This is a genomic window from Terriglobales bacterium (assembly GCA_035561515.1).
In the GTDB taxonomy this organism is placed as follows: domain Bacteria; phylum Acidobacteriota; class Terriglobia; order Terriglobales; family Acidobacteriaceae; genus DATMXP01.
The window spans coordinates 60595-84335 of sequence record DATMXP010000023.1; the positions used below are offsets into that span (position 1 = coordinate 60595).

The following is a 23741-nucleotide window of genomic DNA, read 5'->3' on the forward strand; positions in this document are numbered from 1 at the left end:
GCTCCCCTTGTTCTTGATTGTGCTTGGAGCATGTCATTCGGGGGTATGACGAACATCACAACGTCATGTGAGATATGGGCAACACCGCCTCAAATGCGGTATTCAGCCCCGATTTCAAATGTTCGCGTCGGAGGAGTTTAGAATCTACGCATGCTCAAACGTGGCTTGCTCCTGTTTCTGCTGTTTGGCATAGCGGTGGTGGCCTGTGCGCAGGCGCCGCCAACCCTGGTATCACTCATCTCCGATCAGTCCGCGGCAAAACCCGGATCTACCGTTTGGGTCGGCATCCGTTTTCAACTTCCTTCCGGCTGGCACACCTATTGGGCTAACCCGGGCGATTCCGGCGAGCCCCCCAAAGTGCAATGGGTGCTTCCTTCAGGATGGACTGCTGGTCCCATTGAGTGGCCCGCGCCCTCGCGTATGGAGAGTCCCGCTGGCGTCGACTACGGTTATCACGACGCCGTCACCTTGTTGACTCGCATAAAAGTCCCAACTTCTGCCAAGCCTGGCAACATGCAATTAACCGCAAATCTAAGTTGGTTGGTCTGCAAGGACATCTGCGTACCACAAAAAACCACCGCTACCCTCCCGTTGCGGATCGGGCCGGCAGCGGTTCCTAACAATGACGCCAAGCAGATAATTGCCGACGCAAAGGCAAAGCTTCCTAAAGCCGTTCCCGCGGACTGGAAGATGAACGTGATGCGCAACCCTGCGCAACTTTTGTTGAACTTCATGCCGGGCGCGAAGGTGAGCGAGGCTTTCTTCTTTCCCCTGGAACAGCAGATCATCGAAAACGCTGCTCCGCAAAAACTCTCCGCTACTTCTGTTCGGTCGCAGCTTGCTTTAAAACGCGACTCTGGCTCGACCGCCGCCCCAGCGCTCAAGGGAGTACTTGTGCTCGACGGATCCAATGCCTACGCCGTCAATATCCCCATCAAGAAGTAGGAGGACAAAGATGAAGCGGTCCCTCGCGACTATCATCACCGCACTTGCACTCACCGCTCTTTCATTTGCGGCCGTCAAGCCGGGAGATGCCGCACCCGATTTCACCGCAGTCGACAGCAACGGAAGAACCCACAAGCTCTCCGACTTCAAAGGCAAGTACGTTGTCCTCGAGTGGACCAACCAGGGCTGTCCTTACACCGTGAAACACTACGCCAGCGGCAATATGCAGAAGTTGCAGAAGGAATGGACTGGCAAGGGAGTAGTCTGGCTCACAGTTCTGTCGTCTGCGCCGGGCCAGCAGGGCCACGTGAGCGCGCAGGAGGAAAACGCCTACCTCAAGAAACAGAATGCTTCCCCAACTGCGGCCTTGATCGATGAGAAAGGTACAGTTGGGAAGCTGTACGGTGCCAAGACGACGCCGCACATGTACATCATTGATCCGCAAGGAAAGCTCATCTACGCGGGCGCTATCGATAATAAGCCCACCACGGATCAGTCTGACGTCTCTTCAGCGAAGAACTACGTCTCGGCGGCATTGACAGAAGCAATGTCTGGCAAACCAGTCACCACGGCCAGTACCTCGCCTTATGGCTGCTCGGTAAAGTACGCGAACTAAGCGGACCTCGGATAGCGAACTAGGCGAAAACCTGTAACCGGAGGTAACCAAACTACCGCTAAGTCTTTTGTTTTCAATGTGTAAATTTTGCCGATCGCACCTTTTCCCTAGCAACTATCACCATAGTTGTTGTATCTTATGGGTGCGTTTGTAAGAAGCGGTCGTGAGCACGTTTCTCTCCTCAGAGTTTCTGCCTCGAGTACCCTCCGATTCTAACCAGCGTAAATTCAAGAGATTTGAAGGTGTTTAGCAACATGGAACAAGGAACAGTAAAGTGGTTCAACGACGCCAAAGGCTTTGGCTTCATCACTCGTCAGAGCGGTGAGGACGTTTTCGTGCATTTCTCGGCTATCCAGTCGAAAGGCTTCCGTAGCTTGCAGGAAGGCCAGTCGGTGCAATTCAACGTCGTCCGCGGACCCAAGGGTCTCCAGGCAGAAAACGTTCAGGTTCTCTAATCGAGATCCGAAAGTTTCTGTAAAAAAGGGCAGCCTTCATTGGCTGCCCTTTTTGCTGCTTGTTAGAAAATCGCGACGAACGATGCTTTAAGCCGCCTGCGGCATCGTCGCCGAAGGATATGGCGTTCCGCATACGGCACAGGTTAACAATAGGCCGGTTTCCTGGAGCTGCTTCTTCTTTTCCGGCAGGTATTCCGGATGATTAAACGAGAAACAGTTTGGACACTGTGCCGCTTTTGAGCTGAACGCGATTGGATCACGAATCGTTCGTTGCTCTGCCATGTCTATTACGATGCAGCAAAGCAACGAGGTGCTGCCAACTAGCGCACCACCACGTTGACCAATCTTCCCGGCACCACGACTGCCTTCACCAACTGCTTCCCTTCCATTGCCGCCGCAACCTTAGGATCTGCCAGGGCCGCCGAGCGCACCTGATCCTCCGGCGCATCCGCCGGGACAACCACACGCCCGCGCACCTTGCCATTCACCTGTACCGCGATCTCGATCTCATCTTCCTTCGCGAGTGCCGGATCGAACTTCGGCCACGGATGACGCAACAGCGCCGTCCCATCGCCAACCTTCTCCCACAACTCGTGCGCAAGATACGGCGCAAACGGTGCAAGGATCAACACCAAATTCCGCTGAAGTTCCGCCAACAACGCAGGAGGCACCAGTCCCTTCGCAATCGCGTCTTCCGCCCCGTAAAGCTCGTTCATGAAGCTCATGATGGCCGACACGCACGTGTTGAAGTGCCAGCGACCCTGCAACTCGTCGGTCACGCGCTTGATCGTCTGGTGAAGCTTGCGCTGCAAATGACGCGCTTCCGGAGCCAGTTCAGCCGGAACCGTACCCGCCTTCGCCGACCCATACTTCACCACAAACCGGTACACACGATTCACGAAGCTGTACGTGCCGTTGATCCCCGCATCTTGCCAGTCGAGGTCGCGATCCGGAGGCGCCGCAAACAACACATACATACGCGTCGCGTCGGCCCCATAACGTGCCACCATGTCGTCCGGCGACACCGTATTCCCTAGGCTCTTCGACATCTTCGCGCCGCCCTTGATCACCATGCCCTGCGTGAACAGGCGTTGCGCCGGCTCGTCGTTCGAGCACATACCCAAATCGCGCATGAACTTCGTCCAGAAGCGCGAATAGATGAGGTGCAGAATCGCGTGCTCCACTCCGCCGATGTACTGATCAATCGGGAACCAGTAGTCCACCACCTGCTTGTCGAACGGCGCGCGACCGTTGTGCGCATCCGTGTAGCGATAGAAATACCAGGACGAATCCACGAACGTATCCATCGTGTCCGTCTCACGCCGAGCCTTCTCGCCGCACTTCGGACACGTGGTATTCATGAACTCCGGCACCCGCTCCAGCGGAGACCCGCCCTGCAACGTGATGTTCACGTTCTCCGGCAACAACACCGGCAACTGGTTCTCCGGCACCGGCACCACGCCGCACTTTGCGCAATAGATCATCGGGATCGGCGTGCCCCAATACCGTTGCCGCGAAATACCCCAATCCTTCAACCGATACGTAATCGCTGCCTTACCGAATCCGCCCTTCTCCGCATCGGCAGCCATCTTCTTCTGCGCTTCCAGGCAAGCCATACCGCTGTACTCGCCGGAATTCATCAGCAAGCTGTCTTCGCCGACAAACGGCAGCACCGGGCTCTCTGCTTCCCCAGCCTCCGGCGGTTCGCCTTCACGACGCGGCAGAATCACGACCCGAATCGGAATGCCGTACTTCTTCGCGAACTCGTAGTCGCGATCGTCATGCGCCGGCACCGACATAATCGCGCCCGTGCCGTAGTCCATCAGGATGTAGTTCGCAATCCAGATCGGCACCTTCTCCTGGTTGAACGGGTTCAGCGCAAAGCGACCCGTGAACACGCCATGCTTCTCGATGGCACCCACATCGCCGCGTTCTTTCGCCCTGCGCTGTTCCGCCAACAAGTCTTCAACCTTCGCGTGCAACTCCGGATCATTCCCAACCAACTCGCTAACCAGCGGATGCTCCGGCGCCAACTGCACCGACGTCGCGCCGAAGATCGTGTCGATACGCGTCGTGAAGACCGTAATCTTCGCCTCCGGAATGTCCTCCACTCCGAAGTCCACCAGCGCGCCCTCGCTCCGGCCAATCCAGTTCCGCTGCATCGTCCGGACTTTCTCCGGCCAGCCCTCAAGCTTGTCGAGCCCCTGCAACAACTCCTCGGCGTAGTTCGTCGTCCGCACAAACCACTGCTCCAACTCCTTCTGCTGCACCGGAGTCGTTTCGTGACGCCAGCAGAAACCGCCCGCCACCTGCTCATTCGCAAGTACGGTCGCGCACTCCGGACACCAGTTCACCTTGCTCTTCTTTCGGTACGCCAACCCCTTCTCGTACAGCTTCAGGAAGAACCACTGGTTCCACCGATAGTAGTCAGGCAAACATGTCGTGACTTCGCGGTCCCAGTCATACGCGAACCCCAGGCGCTTCATCTGCGCCTTCATGTTCGCGATGTTCGACAGCGTCCACTGACGCGGAGGCGTATTGTTCTTGATGGCTGCATTCTCCGCCGGAAGCCCAAACGAATCCCATCCCATCGGATGAAGCACGTTGTAACCCTGCATCCACATGAAGCGCGCCAGCGCATCGCCGATGGCGTAATTGCGCACGTGCCCCATGTGCAGCGCGCCCGAGGGATACGGCAACATTTCCAACACGTAGAACTTCTTCTTCGACGACGCCTTCTCCGCCGCATAGATAGTCGAATCCGACGCCCACGCCGCCGACCACTTCTCTTCCACCGTCTTGTGGTCGTAGCGATTGTCGTCATCGCGACGCGGCTCGCCTCCGTTGCCCGAAGCCGGCATAGTCGAAGCCGGCACAGTCGCCACAGGCGCAGCATCTCCGTCGCTCGGAATGTGCGGCTCCTTCAACCCAAGCTCGGTCATCACCTGGTCAACGTCTTCCTTGACCTGCTCGACAAATTCCTTAATGTTTTCCTTTACCTGCTCAACAGGGTCGTTGCTCTTCTTCTTAGACATGATGATTGCGTCCGCGCACAGTTAGAAATAACGATGTGCGGTGAATACTTGATTTTACAGGATAGGTCAGCCGCGGAGCGGCGCAACGCTTTCTGCCCAGCGCGTAGCGCTGGGACAACTCCGCCCCATTCTCCTCCCAGCCCCGGAGGGCGACGCCCGTTTTCCATCTAACGCCCTTTTTGTAGTTCTGATTCTGAGTGAAACGAAAACTTTTTGTGATTCAACCCGCACCTCCATTTGTCATGTCGACGCCGAACGAAGTGAGGCGGAGATATCCCTACCGTTACGGCGTGCTCTCAGTCACAGCGAAGTACGCCGCCAGTGGCTAAGGTCAAGCATGCCTCGCGCCTATCTGTTCTTTGTTTACATCATGGTGAGTTCAAGTGGAACGTTGTACGTCGGAGTGTCGAATAACGTGTATGCCCGGTCGAAACAACACAAACAGGGCATAGGCTCGGTGTTCACGCGCAGGTACGATGTGGACCGCCTCGTCTACTACGAAGAACACAACTACATCCTCAATGCAATCGCGAGGGAGACGGAAGTCAAGAAGTGGAGGCGAGAGAAGAAGGTCGCTCTAATCGAAAGCATAAATCCAAGTTGGCGCGACTTGAGCAAAGACTTCGAAAAGCTCGTGTTCCTGAAACGTCCTGATGTGGGGTAAGGGTATTCACAACTTTCGGGCCCAGGATGCACACCCGACCACAGCTCTACAGGTCCACCACCGCTCTCCCCTTTGTCATTCCGACTCTGAGCGAAGCCGAAGAGGAGGAATCCCTATCGTCACCACAACTTCTCAGGCCAGGATGCACACACGGCCACAGGTCTCCAAGCGCCACCACCACTCTCCCGGACTCTGAGCGAAGCCGAAGAGGAGGAATCCCTACCTCAACCACAACTTCTCAGGCCTAGGATTCACACCCGACCACAGCTCTACAGGTCCACCACCGCTCTCCCCTTTGTCATTCCGACTCTGAGCGAAGCCGAAGAGGAGGAATCCCTACCGACACCACAACTTCTCAGGGCTGGTGGCCTAGGTTTCGCGATTTTCATGTCATGGAAACAGTTTCCGTGCCCCAGGTTCGCGCGCGTTCTTTGCGCGTTAACCTGGGAGCTACTACCGGACTTCCAACCTGCAGGGCTTGCCTTTGATTTGTTTTCACGGTCGCGTTCACGACGGGCACGCTACCAAAACCTCTACTCTAACCAGTCTCGTCAGTCCTGGAGCGGCTATGCTTTTCCGTTCCCGATGATTCGCACGAACGCCCACCTTTTTGCTGAGCGGCCCGACAGTTCATTTCGCCGCTCGCCCTGCTCGCCTGAGATTAAGGGGGACCGTGAGCGTTTCCGAAACGTTCACCGGCAGGAACACGGAGACAGACGTGCCCTTTTTTGCGCCGCTAACAGCGCTGCGAAGGCTGATCGAGCCGTTATTTCTCAAGACGATGGCACGCGTTGCCCATAGTCCAAGACCTGTGCCCTTCTCTGATTTCGAAGTGAAGAATGGCTCAAAAACACGCTCGCGCAACTCGGGCGGAATTCCCCGACCGTTGTCCCCGACAGTGATACGGGCCCCGGTCCTTCCTGGGGAACGTCTCTCGGTTCCAAGTTCAACCCGAATGCAAACCTTGTCGGCGCCGGATTCCATGGCATTCGTCAACAGGCTTGCAATCAACTGTTTCATCTTCAGTGGGGAGGCGATGATCTTAAGATCAGCTCTAAATTCGCGCGTACATTGAATGTTCTTAAAGCATTCCGCCGAGTTCAAGGTGGCGGCGACTTCATCAACGATATCGCGAAGGCGCACTGGAAGCTGGACATCCTTCTCGAAGAAGAAGCCCATAGTCATGCGTGAAATGCGGATGACACGATTCAGGTTATCCGTTCCCGCGGCCAACAGTTCCTGTGAACGCGAGTCGAGAGGCTGCTCGTTCAGCAGGAACATGACATTAGTCAGAGCAGCAAGAGGATTATTGATCTCATGCGCCAGCATGGAAGCCATTTGCCACGACGCTGAGAGTCGTTCGGTTCTCAACAGGGTCTCTTCTGCCTGCATCCGATGTTCTTCGCCCTTTTGTGCCGCCCGTATGCGGGCATGGACAAGGAGAATCACCCCGAACACAACGAACACATAAACGCCAAACCCAACCGCATCGCTGACCCCGGCGAATCCCCACTCGGATCTCGGTGGTACAAAACAGAAATAGGCAACAACCGTGCCCAATGCTCCTGCCACCAACGCAGGACGGACCCCCGCATACAGGCCCGTGATTGCTACGGCAATCACGAACAGAAGGTATGGGCTCTGATCGCCCAGCCACGGATCTACCGCCAATCGCAGCAGCAGTGCGAACAATACCGAGATGATCGCGATCGAATATCCGCCGATGCGTATCTTTGCGCGCAGGCCTTGCACAGGGCTCTTCGGCAACCGGCTCGATATCGCCCGTACGCGCACGGTCTCTCCGGTCGGTCCGACCGAAGACGAGCGGGAGTCGGATGACATGTAAGCTCCGATCCCAGCGATCACTAAGGACTGGTTCTCTTAGAACAGCCGAAGTCGCGGTGACCCCTGAGGTTGCGTAGGCTAGCTTCCTGGGCAGCGCCCGTCAACGCGCTAATAAAACGAACTCAAAGTTGGCCGATATTGGCGCGTATGTCGTGACTCCGCCCAATTGACCTAACCCGTTAGGATGCACACTGTTTCGCGTCACCCTACATAAAAGGTGCTGGCGGGTCACGCTTGGTGACTTCCATGTCACCGAAATGGTTTGCGTACCCCTCGCTTTGCCAACGGCTATCGACCAACGCCGAGCGACCGTTCTCTCCCATTTGGGGAATTCCTGACGACCAACGGCCAACAACCAACGACCGTTCTTCCCCTGTCAAGAACTTTATTTATCGCTGGCGCTAATCCGCTGATTCCAAACGAACTCCCAACTTCCGCGCGCACGCTCCCACCTACCCGAACTGCTAACATGAATATAGGCCGCATTTTTGGCGGCCATCCCAAGCTGTTCTTTGAAATTTCGACTAAGCGGTGCCCCATATCTGCCTTCCTATCGGGGATGTGGGATTCCACTACTTTCGCAGATGTGGGTCTCTCTGCCCCTTCGCGCCCTCTTCGTGGAGCCTTGGATCCCGCTGAAAACCGCCGGCCGGCAGTTAACTCCTTTGTTATGTTATATGCGACCTGTAAGTTCTTTGGAATGTTATACGAGTTCTACATATATGATTCCAAAGGACTTATAAGTCCTTTGGAATCATATATGGACGGCCCTTCCCTCGCGTAAGTGCTTTGTTTTCTTATTTGGAGCGAAAACAGGGGGGGAGGGGGTAGCACCCTCATCGTCTAGCTTGCGGCGCGCCGTCGCGTGCTCACCAAAGACTTCAGCGCCTCCACATTCTTCAAATCATCCAGCGGCTCATCAATCGGCGTCTCCGCAATAAACGCCGCGTGCTTTGTCCTCGGATCATTCAGCAACCACCGGAACGGCTCCAGCCCAATCATTCCCTGCCCGATATGCTGATGCCTATCCAGCTTCGACCCTCGTGCCGCCTTCGCATCATTGCAGTGCCAGACCTTCACGCGGTCGAGGCCGACCGTGTCGTCCAGCCTCGACATCGTTTCCGCAAAGCCCTCTTTGGTCGTGATGTCGTATCCCGCGACATGCGTGTGGCATGTATCAATGCACGCGCCGACTGGGATCTCCTTCGCCAGGTGCTCGACCAGAACCGCGACCTGTTCGAACGATCCCCCCAGCGAATACTCCGCTCCCGCCGTGTTCTCGATCAGGATCGTCAACCCGGCCTTCCTCAGATCCAGTCCATCCGCCGCGGCGCTCAGGCTCTCGATCACCCGCACGAGTCCTTCTTCCCGTGTCATCCCGCGAAACGATCCCGGATGCAACACCAGGTACTCGGCACAAAGCGCCAGCGCCCGCTCGATCTCGCCACGGAACGCATGAATCGACTTCTCCAGGAACACCGGGTTCACCGCCGACGCATTGATCAGGTAATTCGCGTGGATCACCAGCGGCTTCAGGTCGTACTTCTGGCGCAAACTGGTCATCACCCGGCACTGCGAGGCATCCAGTTCGTACGGCTTCCACTGCCTCGGACTTGACGAGAACACCTGCAGCGCATTGCACCCCAGCCGATACGCCCTCTCCGCCGCATTCTCCACCCCGCCGGCCGTGGACGTATGAATCCCGATCCGCCGCGACGTCACCTTCGGCCGCTGCTTCGGCGCCGGAATCAGCTTCAGAATGTCCTTTTCGAATTTCGCCATCCTGGATCTCATTTTTGCACAAGGATTGGTCATTCTTGCCTGTTGCCAAACGCTCGCCTTGCCCTCAAACTATTGCCCTCCGAGGAACTCTGGTTTCTGTATGACGTGGACCGAATCGTTTACCTGCAATATCTGTGGCAAGGCCAAGGGTGATGTCGACCATTGGTGGATCGCCTGGGTCGAAACCGTTCAGCCCAGCGACGTCGAGGCCCCGAAGCCCAAGTTCCAGCTCCTGCCCTGGTCGGAACTCATGGCTCGTCATCCTGATGTCGTTCATCTCTGCGGAGCAGGTTGCGCCATGAAGGAAACCGAGCGCTGGATGCGCACCACTTCCGAGTCCTCGCGCGCCGCCGACAAGGCCGCTTTCGGACGCACTCAAAGAGCAATGGCCAGCGACTGAAGTTTCCCATTTGCCCCGCATTCGAACGACCGTTAGACTAATTAGTTTCCAAAGGTCATCGTAGACGCGGGTTTCTTCCCGTGCTCGAGGGGTTTTCATGCTTGTAGTAATGCAGGCTCATGCCACGGAGGAACAGGTCCGTGCCGTCTGCGCGAAGATCGAAAAAGCCGGATTTCGCGCACACGCCATTCCTGGCGCTCAGCGCACCGCCGTCGGAATCACCGGTAACCAGGGCTCCGTCGAAATCGGCCTCGACGACATGGAAGGCGTGCAGGAAGTCATTCGCGTCTCCAAACCGTATAAATTGGTCAGCCGCGACGCGAAGGATTCCAACACCGTCATTAACTTCCCGAACAGTGACGCAACCATCGGCGGTCACGAATTGGCCATCATCGCTGGCCCCTGTTCAGTGGAAAGCCGCGAACAGACGTTTGCGGTCGCGGAGCGTGTAGCTCGTGCCGGAGCGCGATTCTTCCGCGGTGGCGCATACAAGCCTCGCACGTCGCCGTATTCGTTCCAGGGAAAAGGCGAAGAAGGCCTCAAAATCCTCGCCGAAGTCCGCGACAAGTTCGGCCTCCTGATCGTCACCGAAGCCGTCGATAACGAATCGCTCGAGCTCGTTGAGAAGTATGCCGACGTCATCCAGATCGGCGCCCGCAACATGCAGAACTATTCCCTGCTCAAGCGTGCTGGACGCGCCCGCAAACCCGTCCTGCTGAAGCGCGGCATCTCCGCGACGCTGGAAGAGTTACTCATGAGCGCCGAGTACATCATGAGCGAAGGCAACTACAACGTCGTACTCTGCGAGCGTGGCGTGCGGACATTCACCGACCACACCCGAAATACGCTCGACCTCAGCATCGTGCCTGCAGTTCAGCGCTTGAGCCATTTGCCTATCATCGCCGATCCGAGCCATGGAACCGGCAAACGCAACAAGGTCATTCCGCTTTCCCGCGCCGCAGCCGCTGTCGGCGCCGATGGGTTGATCATCGAAGTCCATAACGATCCCGACCGCGCCTTATCCGACGGGCAACAATCCATCTACCCGGATCAGTTCGATCAACTCATGCATGAGATCCGCCAGATTGCTGCTGTCGTGGGTCGCACTGTATATTCAGGTGCTGTCCAGTCCACATCGGCAGATTAAGTTGAAAGTCACACGTAAGTTGTTCCTTGTTCTCCTCGCGACCGCGCTCTGCCTCGGCGCAGCATGCCGTCGTAAGGGACTCACCTACCCCGCGGGATATCACGAGTTCGGCTACGTCACCAACGGACGAAGCGACACCGTCTCCGTGCTCGACCTCACCACCTTCCAGAACATAAAGACTCTCAAGGTCGGACAGAATCCCACCGGCGTCGTCGTCAATCCCGCGAAGAACGAAGTGTATGTCGTCAATACCGAGTCGAACAACGTCAGCTTTATCGACGCCGAGAAGAACGAAGTCGTAGCTACTGTAGGCGTTCATCGCGCGCCGTACTACATCTCCGTTTCGGATGATGGCAAGCGCGCTTACGTCGCGAACTCGGGCTCTTCGAACGTTTCCGTGCTCGATCTTGAGCAACGCAAAGTCGCTGCGACCATTCCGGTGGGCGCTGCTCCCGGACTTGCGCGCGTATCGCAGGATGGAACCGTCGCCGTCGCTTCCAACCGTCAGGACAACACTGTCTCCATCATCGATGGAACCAAGCTCTCCGTCCGGGCCACGCTGCCTGTCTGCCAGGCTCCCGAAGATATCGTCATTCTTCCCGATGCAAGCAAGGCCTTCGTAGCGTGCAGTGCTTCCTCGCAGGTAGCGGCCATTGACCTAAAAAACGATCGTCTGCTCACGCTTCTCGATGTCGGCAAAACTCCGGTTCGCATGGTGATGAAGCCAGATGGAGGCGAAATCTTCGTCTGCAACTTCGATTCGTCAAGCATCTCGGTGATCGAAACCGCCGCCAACGAAATCGGCCAGACCTTCCTCATCGGCAGCAATCCCGCGAACGCCATCGTCAGCACCGATAACACCACGCTTTACGTCAGCAACCTCGGCTCAAACACTGTTTCGATCTACGGCATCGACATCGGCCGTGTTCTAGGCTCGCTTCCCACCGGCTCACGTCCCGACTCCATCGCGCTCACTGGAAACGAAAAATTCGTCATCACCGTGAATACCGCGTCGGGCGACGCCGCCGTCCTCCGCATCACCAAACTTCCCGGCAGTTCCAAGATCAGCGCCGACCGAGCCATGGTCACCATGATTCCCGTAGGTATGCAGCCAAACGGCATTGCAGTGAAAGCATTCACCACGAAATAGTCATCCTCAGTCTCCTCCATCGCCAGCGTTCAAGATCACAGACTGCAACGGTAACTTCGGCGATGCTATCGGACTAGGAGGCCCCATGCCGGCCAACGTCTCCCTGAACACCATCGAATCCTTCCTCTCGCAAAAGCGGATTGCCCTCGTCGGAATCTCCCGACAACCTCAAGACATTGGCAAATCCCTCCTCGAAGAACTTCGTCAGCGCGGCCACGAAGTCTTCCCCATAAATCCTGCCGTTTCAGAAATATTCGGCCAGCGCTGCTTCGCACGCCTTCAGGAGATTCAGCCTCCACCCGACGCTGCTCTCATCCTGACGTCGCCTTCGGTTACGAACTCGGTCGTCCGTGACTGCGCCGCTGCCGGCGTCAAGCACGTCTGGATGTATCGCGCTGGCGCTCGGACCCAGGGCTCCGTATCCGAAGAAGCCGTCCAGTTCTGTCGCGACCATGGAATCGAGGTCGTCCCCGGCCAGTGTCCGTTCATGTATCTGTCACCTGTTCGGCACGTCCACTGGGTCCACCGCCTGATCTTCAAGATCAAGGGCCGCTACCCAAGCAAGTGAGTTGGTTACAAGGGGATCCGAAGTAAAAACTTTAAGCTGCTTTGCGTTCCTGGTCCTCGGAGGTGTCTTCTTCCCATGCAGGCCGTGCGAAGATCACCTTTGGTGGAGGCTGCTTCAACCTAAGCCGGCCGTGACCCTCAGCCTTGAGAAGTTCCGAGTTGATCTCCGCCCCGGCCAAGATGAAGAACCACGACCAGTAGAGCCATACCATCAGCGCCACCGCCGCGCCGAGCGCACCGTAGGTTTTGTTGAAGTGTGCGAAGTGTTGGAAGTAAAGCCCTAGGCCGTACGACGCAGCAATCCAGAAACCAACGCCGACCAGCGCGCCTGGCAGCGTCGCTCGGAAGCGCTGTTTCACATTCGGCGCCCAGTAGAACATCAGTTCGACTGCGAGTACGGTGAAAGCAATCGAGAGTACCCATCGCAGATACGGCCACACTGCGGCAAACACCCAGCTCAGGTGTAGTTTCTTGGCCAGCCAATCTCCGAATTGGGGCCCCAAGAACATCGAGACCGCACCGCCGATTAGCAGTCCGCCGACCACCACCATTAAGCCAACAGCGAGCAACCGCGTCTTCCAGAACGGTCGCGTCTCGGGAACGTCGTAGGCGACGTTGAGTGCCTCAATAAGGCTGGCAAATCCGCCGGAGGCCGCCCAAACCGTGCCGAGAATGCCGATCGTCAGGAAGCTGCCCTTGCTGGGCGAGATCACGTCCTTCATGATCCCTCGCACCAGGCCCATGCTATCGGCTGGGACGACTGTCTGCATCGCCCAGAGCACCCGGTCGAAAAGGTTCGGAATCGGCAGAAAGCTGACGACCGCTGCCGCCAGGATCAGCAGCGGAAACAGAGACATCACGAAGTAATACGACAGGCCGGCTGCGAGCGCCATCGTGTGATTGCGCATGATGTCCTGATAGGTCTTCTTAAGAGTGCAGCCAATGGCCCGAAACATGGAACCCCGAATACCGAGAGCTTTGGGTTGTTGGATGGCATCTGCAATCGCAGAGGATGCGACTCTTGAAGCAAACTGAAAACCCAGGACATCTAAGCACTTAGTAACATTTGGCGTCACCAGGACGAACGCTGGAAACAGCGCGAACGAGGTTCAGAGCCAATGGGCTATACTTTCCCGTTCGTGTGTTTCCTGATAACGATGGCACTGCAAACGCAAGAAGAAAAAGCACTTAAAACCCGCAGGTCGAAATGGATCTCCGCTGCTCTGGTGGTCGGCGCGATTGTGGCGATCTGGCTTACGTTCTCCATGCGCGGCGGCACCGTTTTGATCCGGGCGGCGAAAGCTCAACGCCAGCCGATTTCGGCCACCATATCGACAAATGGAACGGTTGAACCAGTTTCGGGAATGCAGGCGCACGCTCCTTCCCCGACTACGGTGAAGAAGCTGCTGGTAAAAGAAGGCGATCAGGTCCGTGCTGGGCAGCTTTTGTTGCAACTTGACGACGCCAGCGTCCGTGCCGATGCCGCGCGTGCATTGGCCCAGGTTCGCGCCGCCGAAGCCGATCTGGCCGCTGTCTCTGCAGGCGGATCGCGCGAAGAGGTCACGGCAAACCGCGCGGAGTTGAACCGGGCGCGTTCGGAATTTCAGGCCGCGCAGCGGAACCTCGAAGCCGTTCGGCGACTGCAGCAAACGGGCGCTGCTTCGGTTGCGGAACTTCGCGACGCGGAAGCGCGGCTGAACAATGCACAGTCTCAGGTCAACGTCCTTGAGCAGAAAACCACAAGCCGCTACTCGAACGAGGATCGCCAGCGTGCTCAAGCAGCGCTGGAGCAGGCGCGCGCGTCCTATGCGGCTGCCCAGGATTTGCTCAATAAGACGAATATCCGCAGCACCGTCAACGGCACGGTTTATTCCATGCCCGCGAAACTGGGTGCATTCGTGAACGCAGGCGACCTGCTGGTCCAGGTGGCGAACCTGAGCAAGATGATGGTTCGTGCGTTCGTGGACGAACCAGACATCGGCCGTTTGGCGCCAGGGCAGAAAGTCCGAGTTACGTGGGATGCCCTGCCGGGCCGGTCGTGGGAAGGCACTGTCACGCACGTCCCCACCACAGTCGTGCTGAAAGGCTCTCGCACCGTCGGCGAAGTCACCTGCGAGGTGGACAACAGCGACCGCAAGTTGCTGCCGAATGTGAACGTTTCGGCGGTGATCATGACCGCGCGCCACGAGAACGCAATCGTGGTCCCGCGCGAAGCCGTCCACCAGGACGCCTCGAAACGTTACGTCTTCCAAGTTGTTAATAACAGGACGGTTCGGCGAGACATAGAAACTTCCATCTCCAGTATGACGTTAATAGAAGTAACCAGTGGCCTCAAGGAAGGCGATGTCGTCGCACTTGGCGCCGTGGGAGCACAAAATCTCAAAGATGGATTATCGGTAGAAATACAGAAGTAATGGGACTGACTTCAAAATTCGTTCGTGTTGTCCTGCTGACCGTAGCACTGTCGGCAAGTGTCTTTGCGTCGCCTACTCCGGCTGCTGACCTGCTCAAGGCCGGGCGGATAGATGACGCGATCAATACCTTGAATGCGCGCCTGCAAGCATCGCCCAATGACGCCGAGGCGCAGCACTTGTTGTCGCGTGCCTACTATCACCTGAAGGACTGGGACCGTTCCGTTTCGTACGGCGAAAAAGCCGTGCAATTGGCTTCCAACCGGTACGACTTCTACCTGTGGCTCGGACGGGCTTACGGCGGCAAGGCTGATGATGCTAATCCGTTCAGCGCGGCGCGGATGGTGGGCAAGATCCGCAACAACTTTCAAAAAGCGGTGGAGTTGAACCCAAACGACGTGGCGGCTCGCACCGATCTCGCCGAGTTCTACCTTGAAGCTCCGGGATTCATGGGCGGCGGCACCGATCGGGCATTGGCAGAGTCAAAACGTATTGAGCAGCAGGATGCGGCGCGTGCTCATTGGGTGCTGGCGCGCATCGCTGAGAAGAAGAAAGACAACGCTACGGCCGAGCGTGAGTACAAGGAAGCCCTGCGGCTCTCGCCCAGCGCCGACTACTGGAACAATCTGGCATCGTTCTACCGGCGCACGAACCGCTGGGCCGAGTTCGACGACGCGATCGCCAAGTCGACGGCTCCTAATATGAAGCGCAGGAGCAACGATCTATATGACGCTGCCGAGATGTTGTACACGACCGGGCGAAACCTGCCATTGGCAGCCGATCTCGTGCGCCGTTATTTGAACTCCAACGCGATGAACGAGGAAGCTCCGGCGTTTATGGCCCACTTGTTGCTGGGGCGTATCCAGGAAAAGATGGGCGACAAGGCTGGAGCTGAGAAGGAATATCGCGCTTCCCTTGCGCTCGCGAGCACCTATCGAGAAACGCTCGATGCGCTGAAGAAGCTTCGATAGTGCGAACAGAATCACGCTTCACGGCAGGGCTTCGGTCCTGCCGTTTCTACAAATGTCATTCGCGAGTCACGCAACCGTAAGTTGCTATACTCGGCGTCTTTAGTTGGTTCGAGTCATATTTCTTTCGTTTGGAAGGTGCTGCAATGTCCTTCATGCGCCGTTCTAAATTACTGCTCTTGGTCTCTGTGTTGAGCTACGGCATCGTTGCGGGCGCAGAGCAGGTTCCGTTTCAGCGGGTCATAGAGTTGGCAGTCGCGCACAGCCCCGCGATGGGAATCGCCGCGGCCGAACAGTCGAAGGCCCAACAGGCTTACCAGGAAGCGAAGAATGCATACCTGCCGAACCTTGTACTCGGCTCAGGTCTTGGGTATTCGTACGGATATCCGTTAAGCCTGGAGGGATCAGCGCCATCGATCTTCAACGTGAACTACCAGTCATCTCTCTACAATCCGGCGGTGCGTGAGTTTATCAAGTCGGCAAAGCTTGAATGGAATGCTGCGGCGACCAGCAAGGAAGATCAGCGTAAAGACGTCATCCTGGATGCGTCGGCTACTTACATTCAGCTCGACAGAGTACTGGCCTCGCTGAAGTCGATGAGAGAGCAGGAAGTAGAAGCCAACCGGCTGGCAGATCTGGTTGCTCAACGCGTACAGCAGGGGCTTGATAGCCAGGTGGAGCTGACGCGGTCGAAGCTGGTGGCGGCACGAACGCGGATGCGGATCGCTGAGATGGAAGGAAATGCCGATCTGTTGCGGAACAGGTTGTCGCAACTGACCGGGCTCACCGCGGATTCGATCGACACGATTACTGAGTCGATTCCAGCATTGCCGGAAGTAGATCAGCAAGCGGACCTGGCTTCGAGAGCTGTGGAAAACAGTAGCGCCGTGAAGGCGGCGCAACAGCGCGCGGAAGCACAACAGATCAGGGCCAAGGGAGAATGGAAATCTCTTTACCCGTCATTCGATCTCGTGGGTCAATACGCGATGTTTGCGAAATTCAATAATTACGAGGACTACTTCAAGAGATTCCAGACCAACAATGCGACTGTCGGGATCGCGATCAAATTGCCGTTACTGAATTTTGCGCAGCGGGCACACGCGGCGCAGGCCGATGCGGATGCGCTTAAGGCAAAAAAACAGGCCGACGCGGTAAAGGGCCAGGTCTCGGCTGAGACCCTGAAGTTGCAGCGGGCGGTGAAGCAGTTGGGAACTGCCCAGCAGGTCGCGCAACTAGACTACGAACTGGCGAAGGCAGAAGCTGAGGCTGCCCAGATTCGGGCCGAGTCCGGAGCAGGTGCTCCGACCGAACCCAACCAGCCTTCCGGAGTAGTCACAGCACGAGACGCCGCGACTGCTCGCATCCAGGCCAGCGACAAGTACTCCCAATACCTGGACACCAGCTTTGAATATGACAAAGCCCGACTGCAATTGTTGAGGGCGACGGGTGAGTTGGAGGCCTGGGCAGGGGCGCCCAAGTAGCTGAACGGAGCGTCTCTTCAAGCGCCTCAAATCGCCCCTCAGTGCGAAGAATCACCGTTCGCACCACGGCACTTTCAGCCGGGCGTTAAGGCTGATAGCTTTGGGGGATGTAGGGGATGAACCGCAGTTACTGGCCGGACTGCATAGTAGAAGATGTTAGGATAGTGAAATCAACAACATGCCTTTAAAGACACTGTTTCTGAATCCGCCGTCGTTTGAGAATTTTGACGGTGGCGCCAGTTCGCGGTGGCCTGCCACCCGCGAGATCGAATCGTATTGGTACCCGGTTTGGCTGGCCTATCCTGCCGGTATGCTGGAAGGTTCGAAGCTGCTCGATGCACCTCCGCACCACGTAAGCTTTGAGCAGACCATCGAAATGCTGAAGGACTATGAGTTCCTGGTCCTGTTCACCTCGACGCCGGGCTTCCCTGGCGACATCAAGCTGGCAGAGGCGGCGAAGCAAGCGAATCCTCATCTGAAGATTGCCTTCGTAGGCCCGCACGTAACAGTGCTGCCGGAAGAGACCCTGAAACAGTGTCTCGCGATTGACTTCGTGGCGCGTAAGGAATTCGACTACTCAGTCACCGACTATGCCAAAGGTAAGCGGCTCGAAGACATCCCGGGCGTAAGCTACCGCAAGAACGGCAGCATTATCCATAATCCGGATGGTCCGCAGATCACGGATCTGGACGCACTTCCGGACGTGACGGACGTTTATCACCGCGATCTCGACGTTCGCCGGTACAACGTTCCGTTCCTCCTCCACCCCTTTGTCGCGCTGTACACAACGCGCGGCTGCCCGGCGCAATGTACGTTCTGTTTGTGGCCGCAGACGTTGAGCGGCCATCCGTGGCGCAAGCGCTCGGCCGATGCAGTAGCCCGCGAAATGGCCAAGGCGAAGGAATACTGGCCGTGGGTGAAGGAATACTTCTTCGACGACGACACGTTTAATATCCAGGGGCCTCGCACGATTGAACTCTGCGAAAAGCTGAAGCCGCTGAAGCTGACCTGGTCCTGCACGTCGCGCGTGACTACGAGCTACGACACGCTGAAGGCGATGCGCGATGCGGGCTGCCGTCTGCTGATCGTCGGGTACGAATCGGGCGATCCGCAGGTGCTCAAGAACATCAAGAAGGGCGCGACGGCGGAGCGCGCACGGCAGTTCACGAAGGACTGCAAGAAACTGGGGTTGGCAATCCACGGCGACTTCATTCTTGGGTTACCCGGGGAGACTCGCGAGAGCATCGAGACCACCATCAGCTTCGCAAAGGAATTGGACGTGGAAACGATCCAAGTATCCGTGGCGCACGCTTATCCGGGAACGGAGTTCTACGACTTCGCCGTCAAGAACGGCTTTATCGTTCCGGGCAGCGCAATGGTGGACCAGGCGGGTCACCAGTTAGCGCACATCCAGTATCCGAATATCTCGCCCGACTATGTGTTGGAGTCGGTGAACCGTTTTTACGATGAGTACTACTTCCGTCCGAAGGCGGTGTTCCGGATTTTGAGGAAGGCTGCTTTCAATGGCGAAGAGCGTCGGCGGTTGTACAAGGAAGCGAAGGCTTTCCTGAAACTCCGCGCTACACGCCAGAAGTACGTGAAGGAGAAACGCGGACAAGCATTGCCGCCGATCGTGCCACAGAATCCCAAGAAGGGCGCGGAAGAAGAATCGCCATTAACGGTTCTGAACGCATAAACAACCCGAAGACTTGATGGCCCGCTAAGGCGGGCCATTTTACTTTGGTGTACTGCTAAACTGAAACGGATGTCCTTCCGCAAGATTGCAACCCTGACCGGAGTCATTGTGTTCGGATCTGCCGGCGATATCTGCCTGAAACGCGGTATGTCGGAAATCGGTGAGATCACGCTGAACAACTGGCATCTGCTGTTCCACGCTATTTTCAGCCCGTGGGTTGCGATTGGCATCGCACTGCTGATCCTGTTTTTCGCGAATTATCTTTCGGCTCTCTCGTTCGCAGACCTGACTTACGTATTACCCGCCACGTCGATCGGATACGTTGGCATGGCGCTATTGGCGAAATTCTTTCTGCATGAGGACATCAGTGCCTTCCGGTGGGCAGGAATTCTGCTGATTGCTGTAGGGGTGGGCTTCGTGGCGCGTGGCCCTGCTTTAACCGTCGAGCCTTCGCCTGCGGCGAACCTGCCTATTCTGGATCCTTCCGCGCGAGGCGAACTGTGAGGCACATCTACACCTGGGTGAGCATACTTGCGGTCGTGACCTGTTCCACGATTGGCGATGTGCTGATCTCGCACGCGATGAAGCGTGTGGGCGACGTAGGGCATGTGTGGCAAGAACACGGTTTCTTCGCGGTGGCGAAACGAATGTTTACAAACACACCGTTGTGGCTCGGCGTGTTCTTCATGGCACTGGCGTTCTTCAGCCTGATGTTCGCCCTGTCGTGGGCTGACGTAAGTCTGGTCGCGCCGGCCTCCGCTTCCCTGACGTTCCTGACAAACGCGATTGCGGCGAAGTTCTTCCTCCGAGAAAAGGTGGACCGCCGCCGCTGGATTGCCGCCATCCTGGTGGCCTGTGGCGTGGTTCTGATTGCCGGCTAACCCTGAAAGCCGTCTGCCCAACTAAAAAGCTGGAATCTGGTAGTATCTTTCGCCAGATGTGGGGAGGCTCATGAGTCAAATCTACGAGATCGCACCAGATGTATACCGCTTTTCCATTTACGTACCCGAGATCAATCTGGCTTTCAACCACTTCGTAGTGAAGGACGACGAACCGCTGCTATTCCATACGGGATCGCGGGCGATGTTTCCGGCATTAAAAGAAATGGTGGCGAAGGTGATAGATCCCGCCAAGATCCGTTGGATCGGCTTCAGCCATTTCGAGACTGACGAGTGCGGCGCGCTGAACCATTGGCTTCAGGTAGCGCCAAATGCCACACCGGTTCATGGCATGATTGGGTGCCTGGTGAACCTGAACGATTTTTCCGACCGCATTCCTAAAATGTTGAATCCTGATGAAACGCTGAGCACAGGCAAATACCGATACCGTTTCGTTCACACGCCGCAGCTGCCGCATGGCTGGGATGCCGGAGTGCTCTTCGAGGAGTCGCAGCGGACGCTATTCTGTTCGGACTTGTTCCACCAGGAGGGTGATGTGGAGCCGATGACGACGTCAGATATTATCGGCCGATGCCGGCAGGTGCTGACGGCGTACCAGAAGAGTCCGCTTGCCAATTACATCCCGTACACGCCGGTCACAGGCAGATTGATGGAAGGTGTGGCGAACCTCAATCCGCGCACTCTGGCGATCATGCACGGATCGAGTTTTAGCGGAAACGGTGCACAGGCGGTGCGCGATCTCTCGGCCCTGTTTAAAGAAGTGCTGGGAACGGAAGCCACGGCACAGACGGCATCGTCTTTCGCTTAGCCATCTTGTTTTCGGCTGCGAATCCGGACGACTAGAATAGGCGCATGCAAGCTCTTCGTTTTGTCATGCTCCTTTCCTTAGTCGTCTGGATTGGTGGCATCGTTTTCTTCGCTTCCGTTCTCGCGCCAACTGTTTTTTCCGTTTTGCCCACTCGACACCTGGCGGGCCAGGTCGTAACCCGTTCGCTTGGCACTCTGCACTGGATGGGGCTGATCAGCGGAGCCGTTTTCCTGATCACGTCCATGTGGTACTCCCGGCTGGATGTGGGGTTTGCACAACCGTTCGCGACAAGGCACGTGCTTGTGATGTTGATGATTGCGCTGACGCTGATTTCGGTTTTTGCCGTCGCGTCGAAGATGGAGCAATTGCGCGTTGATATGGGAATCGTCGACGATGTGCGCCAGGACGATCCCCGACGGGTGGAATTCAATGCGCTGCATCGCTGGTCGACGAGGTTGGAAGTGGGAGTGCTGGCGATGGGAATCGCGGTGTTATATCTGACCGGCAAAGCCCTCTCGGTCCGTTGAGCAAGTTTTGGGAATCAGTGCAGGAATCCTTTATCCTGTAGTTGGGCTATTACGTCTTCATCTCGAAATCCACGCCAGAGGCGCTGCGGCTTCGCTCGCTGACGGCTGAAAGCTGAAAGTTATCTCATGAAATCTGGAATTATTGGCCTGCCACAGGTCGGAAAAACATCGCTGTTCAAAATACTGACCAAGTCGCAAGTAGCGACCGGACACGGCGGATCGCGCGAGGCGCACATCGGAGTAGCGAAGGTGCCAGACGAGCGACTGGACAAACTGGCGGCGCTCTACACCCCGAAGAAAACAACGCATGCCACCGTGCAGTATGCCGATGTGGCGGCGATCGGACAGGAAGCCCTGAAGGAAGCCAATTTCCTGAACAATCTGCGACAAGTGGATTCGCTGACGCACGTGGTGCGGGCTTTCGATGATCCGTCGATCCCGCATGTGAAGGGCGACATCAACCCGCTTCGTGACATTAAGGATGTCGAGTTCGACATGATGGTCAGCGATCTGGGGCAGATCGAAAAAAGACTGGAGCGTCTGGAAAAAGATCTGAAGAAGATGAAGACGCCCGACCTGGTGAAAGAAGACGAGATCCTGAAGAAATGCAAGGAGTGGCTCGAGACCGAAAAGCCCCTACGCGAATTGGAGATGACGCCGGAAGACAAGAAGCGGCTGAAGGGTTTCATGTTCCTGAGCGAGAAACCGATTCTCTACGTGCTGAACATCAGCGAGAGCACGCAGCTTGGCAAAGATCTCGACGCGGCGGTCGAGAAGTTCGGGATCAAAGAGGCTGCGTCGCGCCCCAATACCGGAGCCACTGCAATCTGCGGCAAGGTAGAGGCGGAGCTGGCGGAAATGAGCGACGAGGACGCGGCAGAGTTCCTGTCGAGCTACGGGCTGCATGAGAGCGGATTGAGCCGACTGATCAAGAAGACGTACGAGTTGCTCGGGCTGATTTCGTTCCTGACGGCAGGCGAAGACGAGTGCAGGGCGTGGACGATCACCCGTGGAATGCGCGCGGTTGAAGCGGCGGGCGCAATCCATAGCGATCTTGAAAAGCACTTCATCCGTGCGGAGACGATTCACTGGGACCAGCTACTGGAGGCAGGTTCGGAAGCGGCCGCGAGAACAAAGGGAACGCTGAGGCTGGAAGGTAAGGATTACATCGTGAAGGATGGCGACGTGATGCACATCCGGCACAGCGGGTAAGTTACTATCGCCGCTCAAGTATGTGGGACACTCGGACACTTTGGTTTGATGTCGCTGTGGTGATGGGTATTTTCGCCGTCGGGAACATTGTGTTCGGGCACTTCGAGGAGCACAAGCCGAAGTATCTCCGGTTGTTGAAGGTGCTGGGAATTCTGGCTGTGACGCTGGTGCTTTCCGGGCTTGGACTGCGGTGGGTGGCATACGGATTCATCGGGCTGCTCGGGTTAGCCGCGCTTTATGTTCATGGAATCTGGCTGCCGCGTCATGGAGTGAACGGATTTAGTGGCGAGCCAAAGGAAAAATACTACGAGTTGATCGGAGCCAAGGCGAAGAGGAAAGAATCTCGCCCCACTGATCATGCTCAGGGCTGAAGCAAGACGCCTGAAGCCGCCTGAATTGCCTGGCGCCGGTCCAGGTGTTTCTGGCGAAAATGTGCGACTGCTCTTTCGCTCCAGGCACGAACGAATAAATAGTTGAGGCCAGCGCCCAGAATGGAACTCAGAATCGGGATTACGCGTCCCACCCATTTCTCCACTACTTCGGCACTCGCCTGAGTAGCGATTCGTTGAATCACTCTGGGCACAAATCTCTGAACGATCTGGCGTTCAAGTAGCTCGCGGCTGATATCCACGCCCGCCGCGCTTGCCATAGCGATCCAGAGTTCTGCAATCTCATCATCGGTGTTGTACTGGAACCCGTAGATCAGGCTCAGCTTCTGAATGGTGCGAAGGGTGATCGCCGAGAGGATCCCGAGATCGGGAACGAGGGTTAGCATTCCTCCGATGCCGAGGCCAGCGCCCTCCAGGGCCGCGATCTTCATACTGGCACGAATTGTTTCCGCGGCGGTGTCGTCGAGTTCCTCGATGGAGACACTGAAAAGACCTTCGTAGGTGTTCACGGGAAGGCCGTGGGCGGTGCGGAGGTGGAGCAGGTAGTGGGCCGGATCGACCTTAACGCTTTCATAGGCTTTGGTGAATCCGCTCTTGAGGGCGGTTTCAGCCCGTCGCATCAGCCACGACGATTCGCTCTTTGCGGCCATTGATTCCCTTCGCCGTACGGGAAAAGAATACCGCAATCGGACAGCCGTCAGTTCCATATTGGAGCCTTAATTCGCTGGGCACCTTTGAGTTGCC

23 protein-coding genes are annotated in these 23741 nt (G+C 56.8%); 18 read left to right on the forward strand and 5 right to left on the reverse strand.

Annotated elements, in window-relative coordinates:
- Positions 1-150 precede the first annotated feature (150 nt).
- From VN577_10600 to VN577_10610, 3 genes are all read left to right on the forward strand, one after another.
- A complete protein-coding gene (locus VN577_10600; GenBank protein ID HWR15271.1) occupies positions 151-945 on the forward strand; it encodes a protein-disulfide reductase DsbD domain-containing protein in 795 nt (264 codons plus the stop codon).
- A gap of 10 nt (positions 946-955) precedes the next feature.
- The gene (locus VN577_10605) at positions 956-1561 is read left to right on the forward strand and encodes a thioredoxin family protein (GenBank protein HWR15272.1); all 606 of its coding nucleotides are present in this window, start codon (positions 956-958) and stop codon (positions 1559-1561) included.
- A gap of 254 nt (positions 1562-1815) precedes the next feature.
- Positions 1816-2016 (forward strand): cold-shock protein, encoded by a 201-nt coding sequence (locus tag VN577_10610; GenBank protein HWR15273.1) that lies wholly within the window; start codon positions 1816-1818, stop codon positions 2014-2016.
- Positions 2017-2336: 320 nt separating this feature from the next.
- Here VN577_10610 and leuS read toward each other — a convergent pair whose 3' ends face one another.
- On the reverse strand, positions 2337-5051 hold the full coding sequence (leuS, locus tag VN577_10615) for a leucine--tRNA ligase (protein ID HWR15274.1): 2715 nt from the start codon (positions 5049-5051) through the stop codon (positions 2337-2339).
- A 337-nt stretch (positions 5052-5388) separates the two neighbouring features.
- Here leuS and VN577_10620 point away from each other — a divergent pair, with 337 nt between their 5' ends.
- Entirely contained in the window at positions 5389-5715 is a 327-nt protein-coding gene (locus VN577_10620) for a GIY-YIG nuclease family protein (protein ID HWR15275.1), read from the forward strand.
- A 630-nt stretch (positions 5716-6345) separates the two neighbouring features.
- Here the strand turns inward: VN577_10620 and VN577_10625 are convergent.
- Positions 6346-7557 (reverse strand): ATP-binding protein, encoded by a 1212-nt coding sequence (locus VN577_10625; protein HWR15276.1) that lies wholly within the window; start codon positions 7555-7557, stop codon positions 6346-6348.
- An 846-nt stretch (positions 7558-8403) separates the two neighbouring features.
- On the reverse strand, positions 8404-9342 hold the full coding sequence (locus tag VN577_10630) for a deoxyribonuclease IV (protein ID HWR15277.1): 939 nt from the start codon (positions 9340-9342) through the stop codon (positions 8404-8406).
- A gap of 100 nt (positions 9343-9442) precedes the next feature.
- Between VN577_10630 and VN577_10635 the strand changes: the two genes are divergently transcribed.
- The 4 genes from VN577_10635 (at position 9443) to VN577_10650 (ending at position 12607) form a co-directional block, all read left to right on the forward strand.
- The gene (locus tag VN577_10635; GenBank protein HWR15278.1) at positions 9443-9742 is read left to right on the forward strand and encodes a hypothetical protein; all 300 of its coding nucleotides are present in this window, start codon (positions 9443-9445) and stop codon (positions 9740-9742) included.
- Between the two features lie 97 nt (positions 9743-9839).
- Positions 9840-10889: a 3-deoxy-7-phosphoheptulonate synthase gene (gene aroF, locus VN577_10640; protein ID HWR15279.1), complete on the forward strand. Its 1050-nt coding sequence runs from the start codon at positions 9840-9842 to the stop codon at positions 10887-10889.
- A gap of 1 nt (position 10890) precedes the next feature.
- The gene (locus VN577_10645; protein ID HWR15280.1) at positions 10891-12039 is read left to right on the forward strand and encodes a beta-propeller fold lactonase family protein; all 1149 of its coding nucleotides are present in this window, start codon (positions 10891-10893) and stop codon (positions 12037-12039) included.
- An 85-nt stretch (positions 12040-12124) separates the two neighbouring features.
- On the forward strand, positions 12125-12607 hold the full coding sequence (locus tag VN577_10650; protein ID HWR15281.1) for a CoA-binding protein: 483 nt from the start codon (positions 12125-12127) through the stop codon (positions 12605-12607).
- A gap of 31 nt (positions 12608-12638) precedes the next feature.
- Here the strand turns inward: VN577_10650 and VN577_10655 are convergent, their stop codons facing one another.
- The gene (locus VN577_10655; protein ID HWR15282.1) at positions 12639-13562 is read right to left on the reverse strand and encodes a YihY/virulence factor BrkB family protein; all 924 of its coding nucleotides are present in this window, start codon (positions 13560-13562) and stop codon (positions 12639-12641) included.
- Between the two features lie 162 nt (positions 13563-13724).
- On the opposite strand from VN577_10655, the gene VN577_10660 reads away from it, so the two are divergent.
- From VN577_10660 to VN577_10705, 10 genes are all read left to right on the forward strand, one after another.
- The gene (locus VN577_10660; protein ID HWR15283.1) at positions 13725-15020 is read left to right on the forward strand and encodes an efflux RND transporter periplasmic adaptor subunit; all 1296 of its coding nucleotides are present in this window, start codon (positions 13725-13727) and stop codon (positions 15018-15020) included.
- Positions 15020-15988: a tetratricopeptide repeat protein gene (locus VN577_10665; GenBank protein HWR15284.1), complete on the forward strand. Its 969-nt coding sequence runs from the start codon at positions 15020-15022 to the stop codon at positions 15986-15988. Before VN577_10660 ends, VN577_10665 begins: the two co-directional genes overlap by 1 nt.
- Before the next feature lie 152 nt (positions 15989-16140).
- Complete coding sequence (locus VN577_10670) at positions 16141-17466, forward strand: TolC family protein (protein HWR15285.1); 1326 nt, start codon at positions 16141-16143, stop codon at positions 17464-17466.
- A gap of 178 nt (positions 17467-17644) precedes the next feature.
- Positions 17645-19162, forward strand: a complete 1518-nt coding sequence (gene hpnJ, locus VN577_10675) for a hopanoid biosynthesis associated radical SAM protein HpnJ (GenBank protein HWR15286.1) — start codon at positions 17645-17647, stop codon at positions 19160-19162.
- 69 nt (positions 19163-19231) lie between these two features.
- Complete coding sequence (locus VN577_10680) at positions 19232-19666, forward strand: hypothetical protein (GenBank protein ID HWR15287.1); 435 nt, start codon at positions 19232-19234, stop codon at positions 19664-19666.
- The gene (locus VN577_10685; protein HWR15288.1) at positions 19663-20043 is read left to right on the forward strand and encodes an EamA family transporter; all 381 of its coding nucleotides are present in this window, start codon (positions 19663-19665) and stop codon (positions 20041-20043) included. The genes VN577_10680 and VN577_10685 overlap by 4 nt, the downstream gene beginning before the upstream one ends.
- Positions 20044-20113: 70 nt before the next feature.
- On the forward strand, positions 20114-20869 hold the full coding sequence (locus tag VN577_10690; GenBank protein HWR15289.1) for an MBL fold metallo-hydrolase: 756 nt from the start codon (positions 20114-20116) through the stop codon (positions 20867-20869).
- Between the two features lie 44 nt (positions 20870-20913).
- Positions 20914-21396, forward strand: coding sequence for a DUF4149 domain-containing protein (locus VN577_10695; protein HWR15290.1), 483 nt, complete (start codon positions 20914-20916; stop codon positions 21394-21396).
- A gap of 126 nt (positions 21397-21522) precedes the next feature.
- Positions 21523-22608: a redox-regulated ATPase YchF gene (gene ychF / locus VN577_10700; GenBank protein ID HWR15291.1), complete on the forward strand. Its 1086-nt coding sequence runs from the start codon at positions 21523-21525 to the stop codon at positions 22606-22608.
- A gap of 20 nt (positions 22609-22628) precedes the next feature.
- Positions 22629-22979, forward strand: coding sequence for a hypothetical protein (locus VN577_10705; protein HWR15292.1), 351 nt, complete (start codon positions 22629-22631; stop codon positions 22977-22979).
- On the opposite strand, the gene VN577_10710 is transcribed toward VN577_10705, so the two are convergent.
- Positions 22970-23647, reverse strand: a complete 678-nt coding sequence (locus tag VN577_10710; protein HWR15293.1) for an EcsC family protein — start codon at positions 23645-23647, stop codon at positions 22970-22972. The two genes, VN577_10705 and VN577_10710, sit on opposite strands and share 10 nt — an antisense overlap.
- Positions 23648-23741: the final 94 nt, after the last annotated feature.

Bases quoted from the DNA above. Each gene is read 5' to 3' on its own strand.
- VN577_10655 (HWR15282.1), bottom strand. From the start codon at position 13,562: ATGTTTCGGGCCATTGGCTGCACTCTTAAGAAGACCTATCAGGACATC.
- leuS (HWR15274.1), bottom strand. From the start codon at position 5,051: ATGTCTAAGAAGAAGAGCAACGACCCTGTTGAGCAGGTAAAGGAAAAC.
- VN577_10610 (HWR15273.1), top strand. From the start codon at position 1,816: ATGGAACAAGGAACAGTAAAGTGGTTCAACGACGCCAAAGGCTTTGGC.
- VN577_10670 (HWR15285.1), top strand. From the start codon at position 16,141: ATGCGCCGTTCTAAATTACTGCTCTTGGTCTCTGTGTTGAGCTACGGC.
- VN577_10665 (HWR15284.1), top strand. From the start codon at position 15,020: ATGGGACTGACTTCAAAATTCGTTCGTGTTGTCCTGCTGACCGTAGCA.
- aroF (HWR15279.1), top strand. From the start codon at position 9,840: ATGCTTGTAGTAATGCAGGCTCATGCCACGGAGGAACAGGTCCGTGCC.
- ychF (HWR15291.1), top strand. From the start codon at position 21,523: ATGAAATCTGGAATTATTGGCCTGCCACAGGTCGGAAAAACATCGCTG.
- VN577_10690 (HWR15289.1), top strand. From the start codon at position 20,114: ATGAGTCAAATCTACGAGATCGCACCAGATGTATACCGCTTTTCCATT.
- VN577_10625 (HWR15276.1), bottom strand. From the start codon at position 7,557: ATGTCATCCGACTCCCGCTCGTCTTCGGTCGGACCGACCGGAGAGACC.
- VN577_10630 (HWR15277.1), bottom strand. From the start codon at position 9,342: ATGGCGAAATTCGAAAAGGACATTCTGAAGCTGATTCCGGCGCCGAAG.
- VN577_10705 (HWR15292.1), top strand. From the start codon at position 22,629: ATGTGGGACACTCGGACACTTTGGTTTGATGTCGCTGTGGTGATGGGT.
- VN577_10620 (HWR15275.1), top strand. From the start codon at position 5,389: ATGCCTCGCGCCTATCTGTTCTTTGTTTACATCATGGTGAGTTCAAGT.
- VN577_10695 (HWR15290.1), top strand. From the start codon at position 20,914: ATGCAAGCTCTTCGTTTTGTCATGCTCCTTTCCTTAGTCGTCTGGATT.
- VN577_10635 (HWR15278.1), top strand. From the start codon at position 9,443: ATGACGTGGACCGAATCGTTTACCTGCAATATCTGTGGCAAGGCCAAG.
- VN577_10660 (HWR15283.1), top strand. From the start codon at position 13,725: ATGGGCTATACTTTCCCGTTCGTGTGTTTCCTGATAACGATGGCACTG.
- hpnJ (HWR15286.1), top strand. From the start codon at position 17,645: ATGCCTTTAAAGACACTGTTTCTGAATCCGCCGTCGTTTGAGAATTTT.
- VN577_10605 (HWR15272.1), top strand. From the start codon at position 956: ATGAAGCGGTCCCTCGCGACTATCATCACCGCACTTGCACTCACCGCT.
- VN577_10710 (HWR15293.1), bottom strand. From the start codon at position 23,647: ATGGCCGCAAAGAGCGAATCGTCGTGGCTGATGCGACGGGCTGAAACC.
- VN577_10680 (HWR15287.1), top strand. From the start codon at position 19,232: ATGTCCTTCCGCAAGATTGCAACCCTGACCGGAGTCATTGTGTTCGGA.
- VN577_10600 (HWR15271.1), top strand. From the start codon at position 151: ATGCTCAAACGTGGCTTGCTCCTGTTTCTGCTGTTTGGCATAGCGGTG.
- VN577_10650 (HWR15281.1), top strand. From the start codon at position 12,125: ATGCCGGCCAACGTCTCCCTGAACACCATCGAATCCTTCCTCTCGCAA.